Raw genomic sequence first — 21,233 nt, 5'->3', positions numbered from 1 at the left:
CAGCGCGCCGCCTGCCGGATCATGCCGCGCGTCGTCCGTTCCGCGGCCAGACACCGAACGGCGCATGCCCGAATCGGACGTCGATGCACCTAGGCCGATTCCTCATAAAAGAAAGCGGCCGGCCCCCAAACAGAGCCGGCCGCTTTTTCGGATGCGGCGATGCGGTGCAACCGCTGGCCGCTAAGCCGTCTCGCGATTCGGCGGCACGCGCGCTGCTTCGTACCGGTCATGCGCCGACGCATGTCCGGCGATCCACGGCGCGATATCCATATCCTCGTAACGCACGAAACGGGATTTGTTGACGAGCCGGTAGCCGAACCACACAGCCAGGAAAAGCGGAATCCCGATATAAGTTGCGAGCACGCCGATCCAATCGATCTTGTTCGACAGGAATGCTTGGTAATCCTGACCTAGCGCGATCACGACACATAACACGAACGCAAAAATCGGCCCATAAGGAAACAGTTTCGACTGATACGGCAGTTGATCGACCGAATAGCCCTGGCGAATGAAGCCCTTGCGAAAGCGATAGTGGCTGACCGCAATACCGAGCCACGCGATGAAACCCGTCATCCCCGACGTGTTCAACAGCCACAGATAAACCGTCTTGTCGCCGTACAGGGACGACAGAAAGCACAGCGCGCCAACCGCCGTCGTCGCATATAGCGCATTACGCGGCACGCCGCTTGCCGACAATTTCGCGAACAATTTCGGCGCGCGCCCTTCGGTCGCAAGGTTGTAGAGCATCCGCGTCGACGCATACATCCCCGAGTTGCCCGCCGACAGCACCGCAGTCAAGATGACCGCGTTCATCACGCCAGCCGCGAACGCAAGGCCCGCATGCCGGAACACCAGCGTAAATGGGCTGACGCCAACGTCGGTCACATCACTCTTCAACAGATTCGGATCGGTGTACGGAATCAGTATTCCGATCACGAAAATCGCCAGCACATAGAACAACAAAATGCGCCAGAACACTTGCCGGACCGCGCGCGGAATCGTCGTGCGCGGATTTTCGGATTCCCCCGCAGCCACGCCAATCAGCTCGGTGCCCTGGAACGAAAAGCCCGCGATCATCGCAACACCCATCATCGCCGGGAGTCCGCCGACGAACGGCGCATCGCCGATCGTGAAGTTGCGCCAGCCGTCGCTCGGGCCGCCCTTCAGGATACCGAAGATCATCAAGAGCCCGACGCCGACGAACGCGAGCACGGTCACAACCTTGATCAGCGCAAACCAGTATTCCGCCTCGCCGAAGCCGCGCACCGTCAAGACATTGAGCACGAACATCACGCCGAGAAAGAGCGCGCTCCACCAGATGCCCGGCACGTCGGGAAACCAGTAATGCATGACGAGCTGCGCGGCGACAAGCTCGACCGCAATCGTCACCGCCCAGTTGTACCAATAGTTCCAGCCGAGCGCGAAGCCGAAGCCCTCATCGACATATTTGGCGCCATAAGTCGAAAACGAACCTGACACCGGCATGAACGCAGCCATCTCGCCCAGGCTCATCATCAGGCAATAGACCATCGCACCGATCAGCAGATACGCGAGCATTGCGCCGCCGGGGCCCGCCTGCGAAATCGACGCGCCGGACGCGACGAACAGGCCCGTGCCGATCGAACCGCCGATCGCGATCATCGTCAGGTGACGGGCTTTCAGGCTGCGGCGCAGCGTCGGGGGATTCGATGGGTAGGAGGAACTGTCGGAATTCGGTTTTGGTGACATAACGGGCTGGCAAGGGAGCGCGGGCAACAAAGCGGCGCCGCGCCGGGCGAGCCGCCGGGAGGTGGCTCGCCGCGGATCGAACGGCGGCGCATCGCCGATGCCAACCGGGCGACACGCCGTCTCTATTTTTTTTGCGCAGCGCGGATTCTACCTGATTCGAAGCCATCCGCCCGCACTGCGTGCGCGGCCGAGACCGGCGCAAAGCGCTTGCCGATCAATGGGTTGCATCGCCACCAGCGGGCGGGCACGACATGCGCAGCTTGCCGGCTGCGGCGCGACGAGCCAAGTGCCGAAAAGTACCGAAAAAAGGAAAGGCCGCTCGTAGCGGCCTTTCTCGTCTCCCTGATTTGCCTGCTATTGCTACTTACGTTGCCTGCTGCACCGGGTGCAGCGGCACCCGGCGCGGCGCGGCGAATGCCGCCTGGCGCGCATTGCTCGCATCGATCTCGGCGATCAGGCTGTCGAGACCCTCGAGATGCGCGCTATTGTCGTGATCCCACGGATGGAAGCCCGGCCGGAAATAATCGAGCCATTCGCGCGCGATCAGCGCGAAGATCCCGTTCTTCGGACTCCACAAATACTTGATGAGCTTGCCGATGCCCGGCACTTTGCCGAAGCGGCGGCGATGCGCGATCAGCAGCCGTGTGTTGAAATCGAACAGCGTCGTCCAGAACACCACGGTGACGAGCAGCATCATGCTGACGCGCAACAAATAGCTGGACAGGCCCGGCTTCATCACGGTACGCCACACGTCGTAGGCCACCCCCTTGTGCTCGGTCTCTTCCATCGAGTGCCAATGCCACATCTGCCGGTAGCCGTCGACATCGCTCACCGTGATGCGGTTCGCGAGCACCAGACCCGTGAACATCGCTGTGTAATGCTCGAGCGCCATCGTCACCGCGAGTTGCATCGAATGCGGCAACACCTTCTTGAACCAGCCGAGCACCGTCCACAAGCGTTTATCGAGCTTGTGCGCGGGCATGCCCGCCGCTTGCAGCAGATCGTTGAATTCGACGTGCTCGCGCGTGTGCATCGCTTCCTGGCCGATGAAGCCGGCAACGTCGCGCTTGAGCGACGGCTCCTCGATACGGTCGCGATAGTTGCGCACGGAGTCCATGAAGAAGCGCTCGCCCGCCGGAAACAGCAGCGACAGCGCATTGAACAGATGGGTGACGCCCACGCCTTCCGTATGCCAGTCGCAAATGCGCTCAGGCGGCAGGGCGAAACGGATATCGCGGCGAACGATTGCATTCACATTCATTTAGATGTCTCCATATCGTCCCCGACGGGACGCGGGTGCGACTCATTGCTCTCCCGAGGGTTTGGTTGGGAAGCGGGGAGCTTGGTCGCCATTCCTTATTGAATCATCATACAACGTTACATTAATTGATGTCATCATAGATCACGATATCGGGCTGCGCAAGACCAGATTTCCACCATGTCGGTCGAGGTCATGCACCGCGCTTCACGTCTCGCCGGCCACCCGACTGAATCGGCCCGCGCGGCTGGGCATCGCGGCCCGCCGGGCGCGGCCGACACCCGGCCGCAACCGCTGCCGCGCCGGCGCTTCAGCTGCCGAACGCGTGCTGCAAACGCCGAGCGATCCGCCGGGCTTCGTCGAGCGACGCAACGTTGGTAAAACCCATCAGCAAGCCATCCGGCCCGCTTCCCGCCGCGTAGCGCGCGGACAGCGGCTGGCAGTTCAAGCCCGCGCGCTGCGCACGTTGCGCGAGCGTGCGGTCGCCGGTACGCCCGGCCAAGCGCACGACGAGGTGCATGCCGCCGTGCGCCAGATCGATCTGCACGCGCTGCGCGAAAACCTCCGTCAACGCCTCACAAAGCCAGGCTCGGCGGCGCGCGTACAGGGCGCGCATTTTCTTCAGATGGCGCGCCAGATGGCCGGCGTCGATGAAATCCGCGACAACGGCCTGGGTCAGCCACGGTACGCCGGCCGCCGATGCGTCGAGCGCGTCGGCAAACGCCGGGATCAGCCGTTTCGGCACGACGAGATAGCCCAGCGACAGCCCCGGCGCCAACACTTTCGAAAAACTGCCCGCGTACAGCACGCGATCGTGCGTATCGAGATGCTTGAGGGCCGGCAGCGGAAAACCGCTGTAGCGGAATTCGCCGTCGTAGTCGTCCTCGACAATCCAAGCCCGCGCGGCCGAGGCCCATTCGAGCAGCTTCAGGCGACGCGGCAGGCTCATCGATACACCGAGAGGCGCCTGATGCGAAGGCGTAACGACCGCCATCGCCGCGTGCGGCGCGCGGCGCACGCCCTCCTCGACGACAAGTCCCTCGCCGTCCACCGGTATCGGGCACACGCGCATCGCGCAACGGGTGAGCACGGCGCGCGTCGGCAGATGGCACGGATCTTCCACCCATACCTGATCGCCGGTGCGCAGCAGCGCGCGCTCGATCAGCGACAGCGACGCCCGATACCCGGCGGTGATCACCACCTGCTCTGCCCGGCAACGCACGCCGCGCGACACGAGCAGATAGCCCGCAATCGCGTCGCGCAGCGGCCGGTAGCCGACTGGATCGCCATACGCGAGGTCGGCCACGGCCTGCGCACGAACGCGCCGGCCGGCAAGCCTTGACCAAAGCTTGCGGGGAAACGCGTCGAGCGCCGGAATGCCGAGTTGCAGCGGCAACGGTGGCTCGGCACGCCAGCCGTCCGGGAGGGCGGGCCGGGTGCGCTCATCGTCGCGCACCCGGCTTGGCGTGACGCTTGGCGTGACGCGCGTGGGCGTGAGATGCGGCGATACGACGGTGCCGGCCGCCCCTTGGGCGAGCACGTAACCTTCGCCGGCGAGCCGCTGATACGCCGCCTCGACGGTGCCGCGCGCGACGCCGAGCGCGCTCGCCAGGCTGCGCGTCGAAGGAAGCCGCGCGCCCGGACGCAGCGCGCGGCCGGCGATCGCATCGCGAAGGCGGTCATATATCTGCTGCGACAGCGAAATACGGCTATCGAGACGATCGACAGAAAATTCGAATGCTTCGGGGGCTCGTACCGCTTGGCGCGGATCGTTCATGGCTTACTCAAATAGTCATTTTTTGGCTCTTTTGACTAGGTCATGTTAACGCGACACTGGGCCACCGTCACATTCGCTTCATCGTCACCGATCATGAACGAAACCGTCTTTCTCGCCGGCGCCGCAGGCGCAATCGGCACGATGCTCGCGCCGCTGCTCGTGAGTGCGGGCTATGTGGTCTACGGCACCACGCGCCGGGCCGAGCGCTGTGCGGCTATCGAAGCGGCGGGCGCGCGGCCCGTGCTCGTCGACGTATTCGACCGAGCCGCGCTTGCGCGCGAAGTCGAACGCATCGCACCTGCGATCGTCGTGCATCAATTGACCGATCTGCCGGCCGGACTGGACTCCGCGCGGATGAAGGACGCGATCACGCGCAACGCGCGGATCCGTGACGAAGGCACGCGCAACCTCGTCGCGGCGGCATGTGCAGCAGGATGCGCGCACATCGTCGCGCAAAGCATTGCATGGGCTTATGCGCCCGGCCCCGAACCCTACACGGAAGACCGGCCGCTCGACACCGCGGCCGACGGCGACCGCGCGATCACGGTCGGCGGAGTGATCGCGCTCGAAACGCACGTGCTCGGCGCACAGTCGCCGCGATCGGCTGCCACGGTATTGCGCTACGGCAATCTGTACGGTCCAGGCACCGGGCGCGCCGCGCCGACCGGCGCGAGCCCGCTGCACGTCGAAGCCGCCGCGTGGGCGGCGCTGCTCGCCGTGCGGCGATCGCCCGGCGGCATATTCAATGTCGCCGACGATCGCTCGGCGGTCGACAGCACGAAAGCCAAGCGTGTACTCGGATGGGACCCGACGCTGCGGCTGCCGGCCTAGCGCCCCCGATGAACGCGGCGCCGAGCGGCCGACGGCGCGCGCCCGGCCCCGGCCGTTCCGGCTGCCGCCGGCATCGCCGTCGCAGCGGCGATCACCAAGCAAGTCGCGCCGACCGCGCCGTCACTCCAGATAAAACGCGTCCGGCAACAATGCATTCGCGCTCGTCACGCGCACATCGCCCTTCATGTTTGCGAGCACGACTTCGAGCGTGGGCTTGCCGAGTTCGATGATCACCTGCCGGCACGCGCCACACGGCGCGATCGGCCCGTCGGTTTCGCCGACAACCGCAAGCGTCGTGAAATCGCCCGGCCGGTAACCGGCCGCGAGCGCGGAGAACAGCGCCGTGCGCTCCGCGCAGTTGGCCAGCCCATACGATGCGTTCTCGACGTTGCAGCCGTGAAACACCTTGCCGTCCTTCGTCGCGAGCGCCGCGCCGACCTTGAATTTCGAATACGGCGCATAGGCCTTTTCACGCGCGGCCTTCGCCGCTTCGATCATGGTTTCATGTGTCATGGAATTACCTTTTGTTCATAGATGAAGTTGCGTTGGGCGCATCGGCAGATCATCGTGCCGCCGCAAGCGGTGCGCAGTTGAAGACGACGAGCGCTGCGCGTTTGCGGAAGGATTGGGCCCGATCGGCCGGTTCGCGCCGACCCAATGTCTTTCCCGCGACTCGCGCAACCTTATCCGATTGTCAGCCCAGCGTCTCATAAACGACGCGCGCCGGCGCCGGCCGCGTCACGCCGAGCCGGTACGCACGCCGCACGCTGTCCGCCGCACGCTGCGCCGCGGCGGCGTCGCGCGCATGCACGAGCGCCAGCGGCTGCTGCGCGTCGATACGCTCGCCAAGCGCGGCCAGCGCGCTCAAGCCGACCGAATAATCGAGCGCATCGCCGATCTTTGCACGCCCTCCTCCCAGCTCGACCACCGCCAGCCCGAGCGCACGCACGTCGATTTGCTCGATCCAGCCGTCCTGCCCGGCAAACACCGGCACGCTCACCGCCGCGCGCGGCAAATACGCATCAGGCCGCTCCAGCAGATCGGCCGGGCCGCCAAGCGCCGCGACCATCCGCGCGAAACGCTCGGCCGCGGCGCCCGATTCGAGCGCCGCGGCAAGCTGCCGGCGCGCGCCGTCTTCGTCCGGTGCGAGACCGCCCATCGTCAACATCCGTGCGGCAAGCGCCATACTGACGTCGAGCAGCCGCTCGGGGCGCGCGGCGCCCGTCAAGCAATCGATCGCGCAACGCACCTCGAGCGCGTTGCCCGCGCACGGCGCAAGCGCCTGATTCATGTCGGTGAGTGTGGCCGCCGTCTTCATCCCCGCGCCATTGCCGACATCGACAATGCTGCGCGCAAGCTCGACCGCCTTGTCCAAACTCGGCATGAATGCGCCCGAGCCGACCTTCACGTCCATCGCCAATGCTTCGATACCCGCCGCGAGCTTCTTCGACAAAATCGACGCGGTGATCAGCGAAATCGACTCGACGGTCGCCGTCACGTCGCGTACCGCATAGATCCGTTTGTCGGCCGGCGCGAGCTGCGCAGTCTGACCGACGATCGCCACGCCAACGTCGCGCACCACGCGGCGCAGCGCATCAACGTCCGGCGCGACATCATAGCCGGGAATCGCTTCGAGTTTGTCGAGCGTGCCGCCCGTGTGGCCGAGCCCTCGTCCCGAAATCATCGGTACGTAGCCGCCGCACGCGGCAACCAGCGGCCCGATCAACAGCGACGTCAGATCGCCGACGCCGCCCGTCGAGTGTTTATCGACGACCGGGCCATTCCGGCGCTCGCCGCGCCAGTCGAGCACGTCGCCGGAATCGCGCTGTGCGAGCGTCAGCGCAATACGCGCGGGCAACGGCAACTCATTGAAGTAGACCGCCATCGCGAATGCCGCGATCTGGCCTTCGGTCACGTCGCCCGTCGTCACGCCGCGCACGAAACGCTCGATATCGGCTGCGTCGAGCGTTTGCCGGTCGCGTACCCGGCGAATGAACTCCTGCGGCAGGAACATCGCTTCTCCTTTTACTGTTTGCGGTTGCCGCCGGCGCGCATGATCAGCCGCCAAGCGGGCGGGCCAACCGTTGTTGCCGATGCGGCGGGCGCGGCCATTGTCGCGTCAGCGCGGCCGCCGTCGGGCGACGCGGGACCGATCGGATATGGCGCCTTTAGCACCGGCCCGGCCGATTGATGTCGATTCAGCGAAAGCGCCATGCAGGCTCGCTCACGATACAGACATGGACAGAAACAGCCCGGCGATCGTCGCGCTCATCAGATTCGACAGCGTCGCGGCCGCGAGCGCACGCATTCCGTAGCGCGCGACGTCCGAGCGCAGCGACGGTTCGATCGCCGTGAAGCCGCCCGTCAGAATCGCGATCGACGAAAAGTTCGCGAACCCGCACAGCGCGAACGATACGATCGCGAGCGTCTTCGGGGCGAGCACCGGCAAGCCCGCCGCCGCAACCTGCGCGGCATCTTTCAGATACGGCGACAGCGAGCTGTATGCGACGAACTCGTTCAAGATCAGCTTCTGGCCGATGAAACTGCCGGCCACGGACGCATCGTGCCACGACACGCCGATCAGCCATGCGAGCGGCGCAAACAGCGCGCCGAGCAACGATTGCAACGTGACGCCGGCAAACCCTATCCAACCCGCGACCACCCCTACCAACGCGTTCAGCAATGCGATCAAGCTGATGAACGCGATCAGCATCGTCCCCACATTCACCGCGATGCGCATCCCCACGGCCGCGCCCGATGCCGCCGCCTCGATCACGTTCGCCGCATGCTTGTCGTCGAATTCGAGCGTGTCGACATCGGCGTGACTGCGCTCGGTTGTCGGGCACAGCATCTTGCCGAACAGCAGCCCGCCCGGAATCGCCATGAACGACGCAGCGAGCAGATACTCCATCCTGACGCCGAGCCCCGCGTAACCGGCGAGCACCGATCCCGCCACGGACGCCATCCCGCTCGACATCGTCGCGAAGATCTCCGTGCGGGTCATCCGGTTGACGAACGGCTTCACGAAGGCGGGCAGTTCGCTTTGGCCGATGAAGATCGTCGCAACGGCCGAGCACGCCTCGATCCGGCTCACGCCGAGCAGCTTCGCGAACGCGGTGCCGACGATCAGAATCAACCACTTCATCACGCCGATGTAATACAACACCGCGATCAGCGACGTGACGAAAACGACCATCGGCAGCACGCGCAGCCCGAACACGAAGCCGGAATCGCCGAACAGCGCGAACATCTTGTCGCCGACGAGGCCGCCGAACAGGAAGCTCAAGCCGTGCTGCCCCATATCGAGCACGCTCGTGACGGCGTGCGCGATCGCCGCGAGCACGTCGCGCCCGAGCGGCACGAACAGCACGAGCGCGCCGATCGCGATCTGGATCGCAAGCGCGCCGATGACGGTGCGGGCGCTGACCGCCCGCCGGTTGATCGACAGCGCGTAACCGACGCCAAGCAAGACCACGATGCCACACAGGCTGCGCAGAATGTCCAAGTTGGATGTCCTCGTAGAAAAGATTCGGAGTCAGAATCGATAACCGACGCTGGCGTAATAGCCCCATCCCGTCGAGCGGTTCTGGAATGGGCCGTTGCCGAAATCCAGCGCCGTGCCGCTCCACTGGCCGCCGTTGTGAAAATAGCGGGCCGCGGCCCAGAAGCGCCAGCGCTCGAGTTCGTAGATCAGTACGTTGGTCGAGACGAATGCGGTGTCGGTGCGGGTATCGCCGCCGGTCCTTTCACGAAGCCGCGAGCCGAAATCGTAGTTGAAGAAGCCGACGTAAAGCAGATTGCCGCGGCCGAGTTTGCCGAACGGATAGATGTATTTCATCTGCGCGCGATAGCCGTCCCAGGTGTTTTCGTTTGCCGCGCCATAGTTCTCCCATTGCCTGCGCAGATAGAGGTTCGCTTGCAGAATCAGCTTGCCGGGCGCCGCGAGATCCGTGCCGATGCCTGCATACAGCGTGTTCTGCCGCCCTGCGCGGCTATGGCCCTGGTCGTAGATCCAGTCGAATGCGAGATACCACTGCTTGATAGGTCCGAAAGCCAGGCTGCGGCCGAGCAGATCGTCAATCGACACGCGCGGCTCCTGCTCGCTGAAAAGCGGCGAGCCCTTGTTCGAAATTCCCGAATCGTAGCCGTTGCCGATACCGAATGCACGCGGGATATCGACGTAGCCGTAAAGATCGAACGGTCCCTTGCGGCCGAAATATTCGTATTCGATGTAGACGTCGTTGGTCCTGTATGGACCAAAGCGGATGTTCTTCGAGCCGATCACGCCGATGCTCTGGCGCAGCCAATCCGACAGGTACGGCGATGCCGCGGACGGCGCGGGCTGGGTCAAAGCGGGCTCGCCGACGCTTTCGGTCAGGGCCTGCGCATGCAATGCCGATGCGCAGAACGCAAGCGCCGACGCAGCGCAGGCAGCCGCGCATCGCGCGGCGTGCGACGAATGACGGACGCGAAATGATCTCCGGGGTGCATTCACGTAGTTGGTTTTCCTGATATCGAACGGGCAATCGGTGGCGGGTGCGCGAGCGCGCGATCCGGCAAATCATGGGTCGATGGCAAAGTCGACGGTGCGACGATGCAAGACCGATGCCAACCTGGGCCGTCGAAAAAGGCGATATCGTACCGCCGGCGCGCACGGTTGCCGCACCAATTTGCAGCAGGTCACGCAATGGCTGCGCCAATATTGACCATCCGGTCAACTTAGGACATTGGCGTTTTCGATAGTCGCGCGAAGCCCATCCGATGGGTTACGCGCCGCCGCGCGTTGAACGCCGAAAGCAAGCAGAAAGCCGCTGCGAACCGTCGCCACCGCCGACGACGGCCGATGCGCGCACGTCACCCGCACCGCGCAAGCCGGCAGGCCTGCGCCATCGAGCCTGACATGCAGGCCGCCCGCCACCGCGACACAAACGAGCGCCGCGTCCGGCAGGATCCCGATCACGCGCCGCGCGCGCCGGCCTGCCTGGCAACCCGGATCGACCGGCCCGTGCCATGCTGCGCTGCGAGCTATATTGCGGATCGCGATCCAAACTGGGGCGCGAATTCCGGCGCCGACCATTTGAACGGCACCACGCCCGCACTGCGGCGCACTTCGCGAATCTTGAATCGCACGAGACGCTGCGCGCCGTCGAACGCCGCAAGTTCGGGCCCGTCCCAGACGATCTGCGCGTCGGCGGCGATATACAGCAGATCGCCATGCTCGAAATCGACGAACAGCAGCCCAGCGCGCGGCTCGCGCAGCAAGTTGCCGATCGTATTGAAGAGATTATTGCCGCTGTAATCAGGCGCCGTCAGCGTGCGCTCATCGTCGACGCGCACGAAGCCCGGCAACCCGCCGCGATGCGACACATCAACGCCGCGCGCACGACCCGCCGCTTCTTCCACATTCGCGCTCGCGATGAAAAACGTATCCGCGCGCGCAAGCCATTCGCAATCGGCGTCGGCCAGCCGTGCGGCGCGATGTTGAGGCGGCAGGGCGTCTGCCTCCACTGGCCTTCGCAATGGCACGCGGCTCTGAATATATTTCGGGCAGTTGCCGAAGCTCTGGCTAACCGTCACCGACATCGTCCCGCCGTCTATCCCGGTCACGACGCCATTGATCCGGTTGCGCCGCCGCGTGTGCGGCTCGATGCCAAGGCCCCCGAACCAGCTGCCGGTGCGCCAGCAGGCGGCGAGCGGATCGTCGCGCAATTGGCCGCCCGTGATGGCGAGCGTGCGCGGGTCCGGTGACACGACGAACCCCGGCTCGCCGGCCCGCAATGTCGCCCACGGTTGCCCGTCGGCATCCAGTCCACCGACGATGAAAAACGGCCGTTGCGCATAAAACGTCCGATGCTGATCCGGCATGAACATGCGGACTCCGCGGCGGCCGAGTGCCTCGGCCGCCGCGGTCACGCCCGCGCGCTGCTGCGCGACGAGTTCGCCTTCGTGGAACGGCGCGGCAACTGCGCGCTCATCGAGCACCAATGACATCGGCTCCGTCATCTCGGACTCCTTTGCGATAGACCCCATCACCGTCAACGCAGGCGACGCACGGACAAACGCCCATTGCCGGCGCCCCGCCGGTGAAACCGCCCGCCGGCACGCGCGGTGCGACCACCGCACGCATCACCCGTCCGACCGGCCGGAAATACGCGCCGCGAGAACCGCTCCCGGCTCAAGCCGCACCTGCGGCAACGCCGTCACGCCGCGCGCCACCCCGCCTTCGCCGCCGGCATCGGCACGAAACCCGGCAGCGCCTCGATACGCGCGAGCCATTCACGCAGATGCGTATAAGGCTCGAGCGACACGTCCCCCTCCGGCGCATGCGCGATATACGAATAAGCGGCGACATCGGCTATCGTCGGTTGATCGCCTATCGCGAAGCGCTTATAGGCAAGCTCCGGATCGATCACATCGAACAGATGCCGCGCGATCCGCACCGCGTTCGCGTGGTCCAGCGGCCGGCCGAACACCGTGACGAGACGCGCCGCCGCCGGGCCATACGCAATCGGCCCGGCCGCGAGCGACAACCAGCGCTGCACGGCCGCCGCACCTGCCGGATCAACCGGCAGCCATGACGGATCGGCATACCGCTTCGCAAGATAAACGAGGATCGCGTTCGAATCGCACAGCACCGCATCGCCATCCTCGATCACCGGCACCTGGCCGAACGGATTGAGTGAGAGAAACTCGGCGCGGCGGTTCGCGCCGCCGGCCAGGTCCACTTCGACACACTCGACCGGCAGGCCAAGCAACGACAGGAACAAAAGAACGCGATGACAATGACCGGACAACGGATGCATGTGAAGCCGGATCGGCGCGGCGGGTTGCATGACAGCTGGCATGACGGCACTCCGTGAGCGAAAACGGGACAAGGAAAACACGCGGCGGCGCATTCGCACCGACCGGCCAGTCCCGTGGCAGACATCCGCGCCGGGCGCATGCGCGGGCGGCCCGCCGAAGGCCAGCGCGAAACGCGAGGCCAGGCGCTGCGCGTGGCCGACCCCGTGTCATGCACATGCATCCCGCGTCACGCCCGGCCCATCAGGCTATCTGGCCAGGGACACTCGCAGCGTACCGTGCGCGGTAGATCCATAGAAGATGGATAATTCCCGAAACACAATCCTTGATAAATGGACAATAGGCGATGGCGGACGTCCGCAGCGTTAACCTGAACCGGCTGGCAATCTTCGTCGCAGTGGTCGAGGCCGGCTCATTCACCGCGGCAGCCGGGCGGCTCGGGCTCGCGAAAACGATGGTCAGCGCGCACATGCAGCGGCTCGAAGCGGAGGTCGGTGCGAATCTGCTCGTGAGAACCACGCGCCGGCTCAACGTGACGGACGCAGGCCGCGCGTTTTACGACGCGTGCCGCGACATCCTGCGTGCGGCCGACGCCGCGCTCGGCGCAGTATCCGGCGACACGGGGCCGCTGCGCGGCACGCTGCGCGTGAGCACCGCGATCGACTACGGCGCGCTTGTCGTCACGCCCGCACTGGTCGCGCTGCGCGACGCGCATCCGGCACTCGACATCGAGCTGATCTGCGACGACCGGATCGTCGATCTCGTTCACGACAACCTCGACGTCGCGATCCGGCTCGGCCGGCTCGCCGATTCGAACCACCGCGCGGTGAAAATCGGCGAATTCGAACGCTGGATCGTCGCCAGCCCCGCGTTCGTCGCCCGTCACGGCGCGCCGGATACGCCGGATGCGTTGAGCGCGTTGCCTTACGTCATGCTGTCCACGCTGCCGCGCACGATATTCGAGCTTGCGAATGCACAAGGTGAGCGCGCGCGCGTGCGCTGCAAGCGCGCATTCGCGTCGAACACGGCGACCGCTTGCCGCGCGGCGGTGTTGGCGGGCGGCGGCTTCGGCATCGCGACGAGTTTCGCAACGGCGGACGATATCGCAGCCGCACGGCTCGTGCGGCTGCTGCCCGGCTGGGCGCTGCCGCCCGGCGACATTCACGCGGTATTTCCGTCGACGAGCCATCCGAGCCCGAAAGTACGGGCGCTGATCGACATGTTGAAAGCGCGGCTCGCGAGATGAGCGTCCGGTGCCGGATGAGACGGCACGCACGCGTCCTCCGACGAATTTCCCGCCTGCGGGCAGACTGAAGACGCGCAGGCCAAACCGTGCGGCCCGCGGCACGCGCGCCGCATGCGCCGCACAATCCTCCCAACCCAACGCGGCACGGCGTCCCGGCCGATCGTGCCGCCGTTCAGCGTGCGGCCAAATGCTGCAACGCGCCGAGCAACACCTGCCGGCAATTGCGCACCATTTTCTCCTCGGAATCGCGATAACCGGTCAGCAACCACGCAGCGCCAACGTTCGTCATCGCTCCCACCAGCGCAATTCCGATGATCCGCTGGTCCGCGCGCACGTCGGGATCTTCGCTCAGCGGCGCCACGAGCGTCACGATCATCTTGCCGAATTCACTCAGATTGCGCTGGTATGTCGCATCGGTTTGCGCGCTCACGCCCATCACTTCGAGCAGCAGCACGCGCGCCGCGCACGTGTCCCGCAAAAATGCGAAGAATGCGGCAAGGCTCACGTCGATCCGTGCGTCAAGCCCGCCACGCGTCGCGCCGAGCGCGGCGACCGCCTGCTTTACCGACATGCGCAGCCGCTGCGCATGGTGCTCGTAGGTGCTGCGCAGCAATGCATCGGTGCTATCGAACGCTGCATAGAAATAGCGATCATTGAGCTTCGCTTCCTGGCAAATCGCGCGCACGGTGGCCCGCTGGAAGCCAACCGTGCCGAAAATGCGCGTGCCCGCGCGAATCAGCGCGTCGCGACGCTCCGCCGCCCGGGCTTCCGGTGGAATGCCGGCGTAAGGGCGGCCTTTCTTGCCCCGTTCGAGTATTTTCTCCATTTCGCTATTTGACATCAGCCAATGTCAAAATTAAAGTGGTGTTGACTCGCACCACATTCTAAATCGACATAACGATGGAGACAGCCAAAGGGAGGCCCGTCCGATGAGGAATTTCTCCGGCAAGGTGGCGGCAATCACGGGCGCGGGATCGGGCATGGGGCGCAGTTTGGCGATCCAGCTCGCGCGTCAGGGTTGTCATCTCGCGCTCAGCGATATCAATACGGACGGCCTCGCGCAGACCGTCGCATCGTGCACCGGCTACGGCGTGCGGGTCACGTCGCAGCGGCTCGACGTCGCGTCACGCGAAGCCGTATTCGACTGGGCGCGCCAGACGCGCGAAGCGCACGGCAAGATCAATCTGCTCTTCAACAACGCGGGCGTATCGCTTGCAGCGGCGGCCGAAACCGTGCCGATCGAGGATTTCGAATGGATCGTCGGCATCAACTTTTGGGGCGTCGTGCACGGCACCCAGGCGTTTTTGCCGTATCTGCGCGAATCGGGCGACGCTCATCTGATCAACACGTCAAGCCTATTCGGCCTGATCGCCATGCCGACGCAAAGCGCGTACAACGCAACGAAATTCGCGGTGCGCGGCTTCACCGAGGCGCTGCGGATGGAACTCGAGCTTGAGCGCGCGCCGATCGGCGTGACATGCGTGCATCCGGGCGGCGTGGCGACGAACATCGCGACAGCGTCGCGTATCGACGCGAGCGTGGTCGCACTGACCGGGCAGGATATCGAGACGCATCGCCGCGCCGCGAACCGGCTGATCGACGCCACCACGCCCGATGAAGCTGCCCGCCAGATTCTCGCCGGCGTGAGGCGCAATGCGCGGCGTGTGCTTGTCGGCGCCGATGCACGCCGCGTCGACAAGCTCGCACGCCTGCTCGGCTCCGGATACCAGATTTTCGTGCTGCGCTTTCTGCGCAAGTCGCGCGAGCGCCGTCTCTCCCGCCGGAACGGCACAGCCATGCCCGCGCCCGCTTCCTCGATCAGTAAGGATCCCGCATGAACTCGACAACAGATTGGCACACCACCTTGGGCCCGGCCGACGAACGCGCCCCGCTGGCGGCAACGGGCGCCGCGCCGCGCGCAGCCGATTACGACGTGTTGATCGTCGGCGCGGGCATCTCCGGCATCGGCGCCGCCTACTACCTGCGCGAGCGCTGCCCCGGCGCGAAGTACGCGATTCTCGAAGGCCGCTCGACGATGGGCGGCACTTGGGATCTGTTCCGTTATCCCGGCGTCCGTTCGGATTCCGACATGTTCACGCTCGGCTTCAGCTTCCGCCCGTGGCAAAGCGACAACTCGATCGCGCACGGCCAATCGATCCTCGACTACATCAAGGAGACCGCGCGCGAGTTCGGCATCGACAAGGCGATCCGCTTCAATCACAAGGTCACCGCCGCGAGCTGGGATTCGTCGAGCGCGCGCTGGACCGTGCGCGTGCAGCGCACCGACGGCGAACGCGTTGACGAAGCGGTCTTCACCTGCCGCATTCTCTATATGTGCAGCGGCTACTACGACTACGAAGCAGGCCACGCACCGAGCTGGCCCGACCAGGAAACGTACCAGGGCCGCATCGTCCATCCGCAGCATTGGCCGTCGGATCTCGACTATGCGGGCAAACGCGTCGTCGTGATCGGCAGCGGCGCAACCGCGGTGACGCTGGTGCCGTCGATGACGCCCGTCGCACGCCACGTGACGATGCTGCAACGCTCGCCGACCTACATCATGTCGTTGCCCGCGCGCGATCCGGTTGCGGGCGTGCTGCGCCGCTGGCTGCCGGCCGGGCTCGCACACCGGGTCGTGCGCGTGAAAAACGTGCTGCTGACGATGTACTTCTACAATCTTTCACGCCGCCGCCCCAACGCGATCAAAAAGCTTCTGATCCATCTGGCGAGCAGGCAGAGCGGCCCTCAGCTCGATGCGGGCAAGCACCTCACGCCGCGCTACAAACCGTGGGACCAGCGCCTCTGCCTGGTGCCGAACGGCGATCTCTTCAAGGCAATCCGCGCGGGCAACGCCTCGATCGTCACCGACGAAATCGAGCGCTTCACGCCAACCGGCCTGCTCCTGAAAAGCGGCGAGCGCCTCGACGCGGACGTCGTGGTCACCGCGACCGGGCTGAAGCTCAAGATGCTGGGCGGGATATCGCTGACGATCGACGGCCAGCCAGTCGATTTGTCGCAAACGGTGTCGTACAAAGGGATGATGTTCAGCGGCGTGCCAAATCTCGTGCTGTCGTTCGGCTACACGAATGCATCATGGACGCTGAAGGCCGAACTGATCGCGCAGTACGTGTGCCGCATGTTCCAACACATGCGCACGCACGGCTACGACGTCTGCGTACCGCGGCTGCCGGCCGGCCAAACGGAGTTGGAACCGTTCGTCGATCTGTCGTCCGGCTACATCCAGCGCGCCGCCGCGATGCTGCCCAAGCAGGGCGTGAAAAAGCCTTGGAAAGCCTATCAAAACTATATCCGCGATTTCGCGCTCTTCCGGTTCGGCTCGCTCGCCGACGGCGCCCTACGATTCGAACGCCGCCGCCCGACGCTCGTCGAGCAGAATAATTCAACCCGCCAGCCCGCCTACGAAGGAAGGTGATTCGAATGATAATCAAGCTGTTTCACTACCTGGTCATCGTATTCGCTGCGTTCGCCGCGCTCACGCAATTCATCGCGCATCGCACCAAACGGCTGTTTCCGCCTGAAGGCAAGTTCGTCGATATCGGCTCCGATCGCTTGCATTACGTCGAATATGGCGAAGGCCCGCCGATCGTGTTCGTGCATGGCCTTTGCGGCAATCTGCGCAATTTCGCGTATCTGGACCTGCAACGGCTCGCGAAATCGCATCGCGTGATCCTCGTCGATCGCCCCGGCTCGGGCCGCTCGACGCGCGGCCCGCGTTCGGCGGCAAACGTGTACGCCCAGGCGCGCACCATCGCGATGTTCATCGTCACGCTCGGTCTCGACAAGCCCGTGGTCGTCGGCCACTCGCTCGGCGGCGCGATTGCCCTCGCGCTCGCGCTCAACCATCCGCAGATCCTGAGCCGGGTCGCGCTGATTTCGCCGCTCACGCACGTCGAAACCGAGGCGCCCGGCCCGTTCCGCGGCCTCGCGATACGTTTTGCGCTCGTGCGCCGCTTCGTGTCGCTCACGCTCGGCGTACCGGTCGCGAAGCTGCAAAGCCGTAAGGCAACCGAATTGATTTTCTCGCCCGAGCCGGTGCCATACGACTTCGGCCTGAAGGGCGGCGGCCTGACCGGCTTGCGCCCGCACGCGTTCTATTCGGCATCGTCCGATCTCGTCGCAGCGCCGGAAGATCTGCCCGACATGGAAAGCCGCTACGCGTCGTTGAACGTGCCCGTCGCGTTGCTGCATGGACGCAACGATCAGATCCTCAACTACCAGCGCCACGCCGAGGCGCTGAAGAACCGGCTCGATAGCGTCGATCTGCGCATTGTCGACGGCGGCCACATGTTGCCCGTCACGCAGCCCGCCGAGACGACCGACTGGCTGCTCGACGTGGCCAAGCCATCGCCGGCGGCCGAGCCCAAGCTCGTGGCCGCCAGCACGGCCGCCTAACGCGCACGGCTTGGGCCAACCGGCTGCGGGCGCGGTGCAACGCAGCCGTCGCGGCCGCCTCACGTCCCCAGCCGATACGAACATGCGGCGGGCGCCGCGCGCGATTCGGTGTACGCTAACGGCTCGTCCACACCGTTTTCGTGCCATCCAGAATCGTGCGCGTCGGCCGTCCCGTTCCCGCCTTGCCCCAACCTGTCTGCGACTATTGCGGCGCGAAAGCGGCGCTCACCCGCTATGGCGAGGCCGCCTACCCGTACCACGAGGACCACGGCGAGCTTTGGGTCTGCGCGCCATGTGACGCGTGGATCGGGGTCTATCCGCGCAGCCGGCGCCATGTGCCCCTCGGCAGACTCGCGAACGCGGAACTCAGGCAAGCCAAATCCGAACTGCACGCAGCACTCGAGCCGCTCGTTGCCGCGAAAATCCGCCGCGATGGCTGCAACGCCTTCGAGGCACGCGCGAAAGGCATACGTTGGCTCGCAACGCATCTCAGCCTCGACGCTTCCAGCACGATCCATACGTTCGATCTCGACGCATGCCGCGGTGCATTACGGCTTATCGAGCAATTCATGTCCCGAAAATCGCCGCACGCTAAGTCTTGAGCCTCGCCGGCTGCTGCGTCGCAGCTACCGGCCATGCCACATTCAATTAATTTACGCCGGCTTACATAAACCCTTTATTCATTTCCCACCGAAGGAATTATTGCTTTAAATTTTTTAGATCGAATCAAAAAAAGTTTGACGCTCGATTTTTTTCCCTGCTATCTTTTTCGAAACAAGCTTGCTGCAAACAAAGGAAACCAGGATAAATCAATACATTATCCTAACCAAATCCTTCCAATTAAATTACTTTCCGAGGGGCGGCATCCACTCCATGAGCAAATCGCAATAGATTTCCGATCTACAGAAACATTCCGATAAGCCAAGTCAGAGAAATTCGACACGCGCCGCTCTAGCGGCGTGGGCAGTGTTTTTCTTATGAAAAATAAATCGGATTCCTAATTATTCAACACGTGGCCTTCCGATAATCCATCAGCAGGAGGATCTCCATGTCGCCGTGAATCTCACCTGGTCGCATCGCGCCGTACATCGGCTGCGCGCCGAGCACCCTATTTCCACCTGACGCCGGCTTCGCAACCGTTCTTCATCATTTCTTGGGAAGTCAGAAAATGCAGAGAACTCAGCACGTGAACCCGCTATTTCCAAAACGTTTTGCGCTGTCGCTGCTACCGCTCGCGATTGCCGCCACGCTGGCCCCGCTTTCCGTGCAAGCCGCGTCCGCTTGGGCACCGACCCACACCGACGCCTTCCTGCTCACTCGCACATCTGCTACGACGGCCGCTTCGCAAACGCAGGCAAAAACCGCGCCGAGCTACGCGCTCAATACGATCGGAACGCCGGAACTCACCGATACGACCGTTACGCCGCTCGAACTGAGCCAGCCGCTGCGCGTGACCGTCGTGCTGAAGAACCGTAACGAAGCCCAACTCGATGCGTTCCTGAGCGAAGTGAATAAGCCCGGCAGTGCGAACTATCACAAGTTTCTGACGCCGGAACAGTTCAAGGCCCGCTTCGGGCCGACTGACGCGCAAGTGCAAGCCGTCGTCGCGCATTTGAAGGCGAACGGTTTCAGCAACGTCAGCGTGTCGGACAATAACAAGCTGGTCTTCGCCGAAGGCAACGCATCGAACGCAGAACGCGGCTTCCACACCACGCTCAAACGCTTCAGCTATCGCGGCAAGCAGGTCTACGGCAACGACTCCGCGGCGCAAGTGCCGGCAGCGCTCGGCACGGTCGTCGATGCGGTGCTCGGACTGCAGAACGCAGCGGTTCCGCATCGGATGCTGCGTCGCGTCGCATCGCCGGATTCGGTCGTGAGAAACGCGGTGGCAGGCTCGCAAATCGGCCACCAGCCAACCGATTTCGCCTCGATCTATGATGCAAAAGGCCTGCCCGCCGCGACCAACACGACGGTCGGCATCATCACGTGGGGCGATCAAACTCAAACGATCGCCGATCTGAACCAGTTCACGCAAAGCGCGGGCCTGGCAACCGTCAACACCAAGGTCGTTCCTGGCGGCTCCGGCACACTTGCCAACGACGGCGATCCGAGCGAATGGGACCTCGACAGCCAGACGATCATCGGCACGTCAGGCGGCGTCAAACAACTCATTTTCTATTCGGCCATCAACGGCGACTCAAACGACAGCGCACTCACCGACGCCTCGATCACGGCCGCGTACAACAAGGCGGTCACCGACAACGTCGCGAAGGTCATCAACGTGTCCCTCGGCCTCGACGAAGCCGCAGCGAACTCCGACGGCTCGCTCGCCGCGGACGACGCAGTCTTCAAACAGGCAGTCGCGCAAGGTCAGATCTTCTCGGTGTCGTCCGGCGATTCGGGCGTCTATCAATGGTCGAGCGCGCCCTATAGCGGCGCGCCCGGTTATGTCGGCACGGAAAGCAGCAGCGGCGCGATCACGGTGCGGATCAACCTCGGCAAATACAGCGTCTCGCATCCGGCCAGCTCGCCGAACGTCGTCGCGGTCGGCGGCACGACACTGTCGACGAGCGGCACGACGACGTGGGCCGGCGAGACCGTCTGGAACGAGGGGCTCTCGTATGCGGATCAAGTCACGAACCAGGTCCGACTCTGGGCGACGGGCGGCGGCGTCAGCGCCTACGAAACCGCGCCGAGCTGGCAGACCGCCGCACTCGGCAGCACGGTCACCAAGCGCGTACTGCCCGACGTCGCATTCGACGCAGCGGGCGCGACGGGCGCGTACATCATCATTAATGGCCAGCCGAACCAATTGATCGGCGGCACGAGCCTCGCGTCGCCGATCTTCGTGGGCGGCTGGGCGCGCGTGGAATCGGCCAACGGCAATAGCCTCGGACTGCCGACGTCGGCGTTTTATGCAGGTCTGCCGAGCAATCCGTCGCTCGTGCATGACGTGACATCGGGCAACAATGGCTATAACGGCTATGGCTACAGTGCCAAGACCGGCTGGGATTACGACACCGGTTTCGGCAGCCTCGACTTTGCGAAGGTCAGCGCAAGCTCGGTCAAGTAATCGCCCCGACGCATCACGCAATCCGCCGACCACGCGCCGGCGCGCGATCGCCTCTCTTCGGAGAGGCGATTTTTTTTGGTCCGCGCTGCGCTTCGCGGCACCGTGC

General features: G+C 64.5%; 16 protein-coding genes and 1 pseudogene. 7 read left to right on the top strand and 10 right to left on the bottom strand.

Features of this window, described 5'->3' with window-relative positions; all coding sequences use genetic code 11:
• Positions 1–180: 180 nt before the first annotated feature.
• From AQ611_RS17220 to pdxR, 3 genes are all read right to left on the bottom strand, one after another.
• Positions 181–1,728 (bottom strand): amino acid permease, encoded by a 1,548-nt coding sequence (locus AQ611_RS17220; protein WP_069235481.1) that lies wholly within the window; start codon positions 1,726–1,728, stop codon positions 181–183.
• 364 nt (positions 1,729–2,092) lie between these two features.
• A complete protein-coding gene (locus AQ611_RS17215; protein WP_059515313.1) occupies positions 2,093–2,989 on the bottom strand; it encodes a metal-dependent hydrolase in 897 nt (298 codons plus the stop codon).
• A gap of 307 nt (positions 2,990–3,296) precedes the next feature.
• A complete protein-coding gene (gene pdxR, locus AQ611_RS17210) occupies positions 3,297–4,763 on the bottom strand; it encodes a MocR-like pyridoxine biosynthesis transcription factor PdxR (protein ID WP_083237434.1) in 1,467 nt (488 codons plus the stop codon).
• Positions 4,764–4,856: 93 nt separating this feature from the next.
• Here pdxR and AQ611_RS17205 point away from each other — a divergent pair, with 93 nt between their 5' ends.
• Entirely contained in the window at positions 4,857–5,594 is a 738-nt protein-coding gene (locus tag AQ611_RS17205) for an NAD-dependent epimerase/dehydratase family protein (RefSeq protein WP_069235480.1), read from the top strand.
• 120 nt (positions 5,595–5,714) lie between these two features.
• On the opposite strand, the gene AQ611_RS17200 is transcribed toward AQ611_RS17205, so the two are convergent.
• The 6 genes and pseudogenes from AQ611_RS17200 to AQ611_RS17165 form a co-directional block, all read right to left on the bottom strand.
• Positions 5,715–6,107: a cytidine deaminase gene (locus AQ611_RS17200; protein WP_059515317.1), complete on the bottom strand. Its 393-nt coding sequence runs from the start codon at positions 6,105–6,107 to the stop codon at positions 5,715–5,717.
• Between the two features lie 181 nt (positions 6,108–6,288).
• On the bottom strand, positions 6,289–7,608 hold the full coding sequence (deoA, locus tag AQ611_RS17195) for a thymidine phosphorylase (RefSeq protein ID WP_069235479.1): 1,320 nt from the start codon (positions 7,606–7,608) through the stop codon (positions 6,289–6,291).
• Between the two features lie 210 nt (positions 7,609–7,818).
• Positions 7,819–9,099, bottom strand: a complete 1,281-nt coding sequence (locus AQ611_RS17185; protein ID WP_059515323.1) for a NupC/NupG family nucleoside CNT transporter — start codon at positions 9,097–9,099, stop codon at positions 7,819–7,821.
• Positions 9,100–9,129: 30 nt separating this feature from the next.
• A complete protein-coding gene (tsx, locus tag AQ611_RS17180) occupies positions 9,130–9,945 on the bottom strand; it encodes a nucleoside-specific channel-forming protein Tsx (protein ID WP_231936059.1) in 816 nt (271 codons plus the stop codon).
• A 689-nt stretch (positions 9,946–10,634) separates the two neighbouring features.
• Positions 10,635–11,597 (bottom strand): annotated as a pseudogene (locus AQ611_RS17170) (pyridoxamine 5'-phosphate oxidase family protein); the annotation flags it as partial.
• Positions 11,598–11,794: 197 nt separating this feature from the next.
• Entirely contained in the window at positions 11,795–12,439 is a 645-nt protein-coding gene (locus AQ611_RS17165; protein WP_059515329.1) for a glutathione S-transferase family protein, read from the bottom strand.
• A gap of 302 nt (positions 12,440–12,741) precedes the next feature.
• Between AQ611_RS17165 and AQ611_RS17160 the strand changes: the two genes are divergently transcribed.
• Positions 12,742–13,641, top strand: coding sequence for a LysR family transcriptional regulator (locus AQ611_RS17160; RefSeq protein WP_069235475.1), 900 nt, complete (start codon positions 12,742–12,744; stop codon positions 13,639–13,641).
• Positions 13,642–13,813: 172 nt separating this feature from the next.
• Here the strand turns inward: AQ611_RS17160 and AQ611_RS17155 are convergent, their stop codons facing one another.
• Entirely contained in the window at positions 13,814–14,467 is a 654-nt protein-coding gene (locus AQ611_RS17155; protein WP_059515333.1) for a TetR/AcrR family transcriptional regulator, read from the bottom strand.
• A 103-nt stretch (positions 14,468–14,570) separates the two neighbouring features.
• Here AQ611_RS17155 and AQ611_RS17150 point away from each other — a divergent pair, with 103 nt between their 5' ends.
• The 5 genes from AQ611_RS17150 (at position 14,571) to AQ611_RS17130 (ending at position 21,127) form a co-directional block, all read left to right on the top strand.
• Positions 14,571–15,479 (top strand): SDR family NAD(P)-dependent oxidoreductase, encoded by a 909-nt coding sequence (locus AQ611_RS17150; RefSeq protein ID WP_069235474.1) that lies wholly within the window; start codon positions 14,571–14,573, stop codon positions 15,477–15,479.
• Positions 15,476–17,074, top strand: coding sequence for a flavin-containing monooxygenase (locus tag AQ611_RS17145; protein WP_069235473.1), 1,599 nt, complete (start codon positions 15,476–15,478; stop codon positions 17,072–17,074). Before AQ611_RS17150 ends, AQ611_RS17145 begins: the two co-directional genes overlap by 4 nt.
• Positions 17,075–17,079: 5 nt before the next feature.
• Positions 17,080–18,054, top strand: a complete 975-nt coding sequence (locus tag AQ611_RS17140; protein ID WP_069235472.1) for an alpha/beta fold hydrolase — start codon at positions 17,080–17,082, stop codon at positions 18,052–18,054.
• Between the two features lie 155 nt (positions 18,055–18,209).
• On the top strand, positions 18,210–18,656 hold the full coding sequence (locus AQ611_RS17135) for a zinc-finger-containing protein (RefSeq protein WP_069235471.1): 447 nt from the start codon (positions 18,210–18,212) through the stop codon (positions 18,654–18,656).
• Between the two features lie 566 nt (positions 18,657–19,222).
• Positions 19,223–21,127 (top strand): S53 family peptidase, encoded by a 1,905-nt coding sequence (locus AQ611_RS17130; protein ID WP_069235470.1) that lies wholly within the window; start codon positions 19,223–19,225, stop codon positions 21,125–21,127.
• Positions 21,128–21,233: the final 106 nt, after the last annotated feature.

This window comes from Burkholderia singularis (genome assembly GCF_001718875.1).
GTDB classification, from domain to species: domain Bacteria; phylum Pseudomonadota; class Gammaproteobacteria; order Burkholderiales; family Burkholderiaceae; genus Burkholderia; species Burkholderia singularis.
The sequence above is the reverse complement of the archived record's forward strand: the minus strand, read 5'-3'. Positions and strand labels throughout refer to the sequence as shown.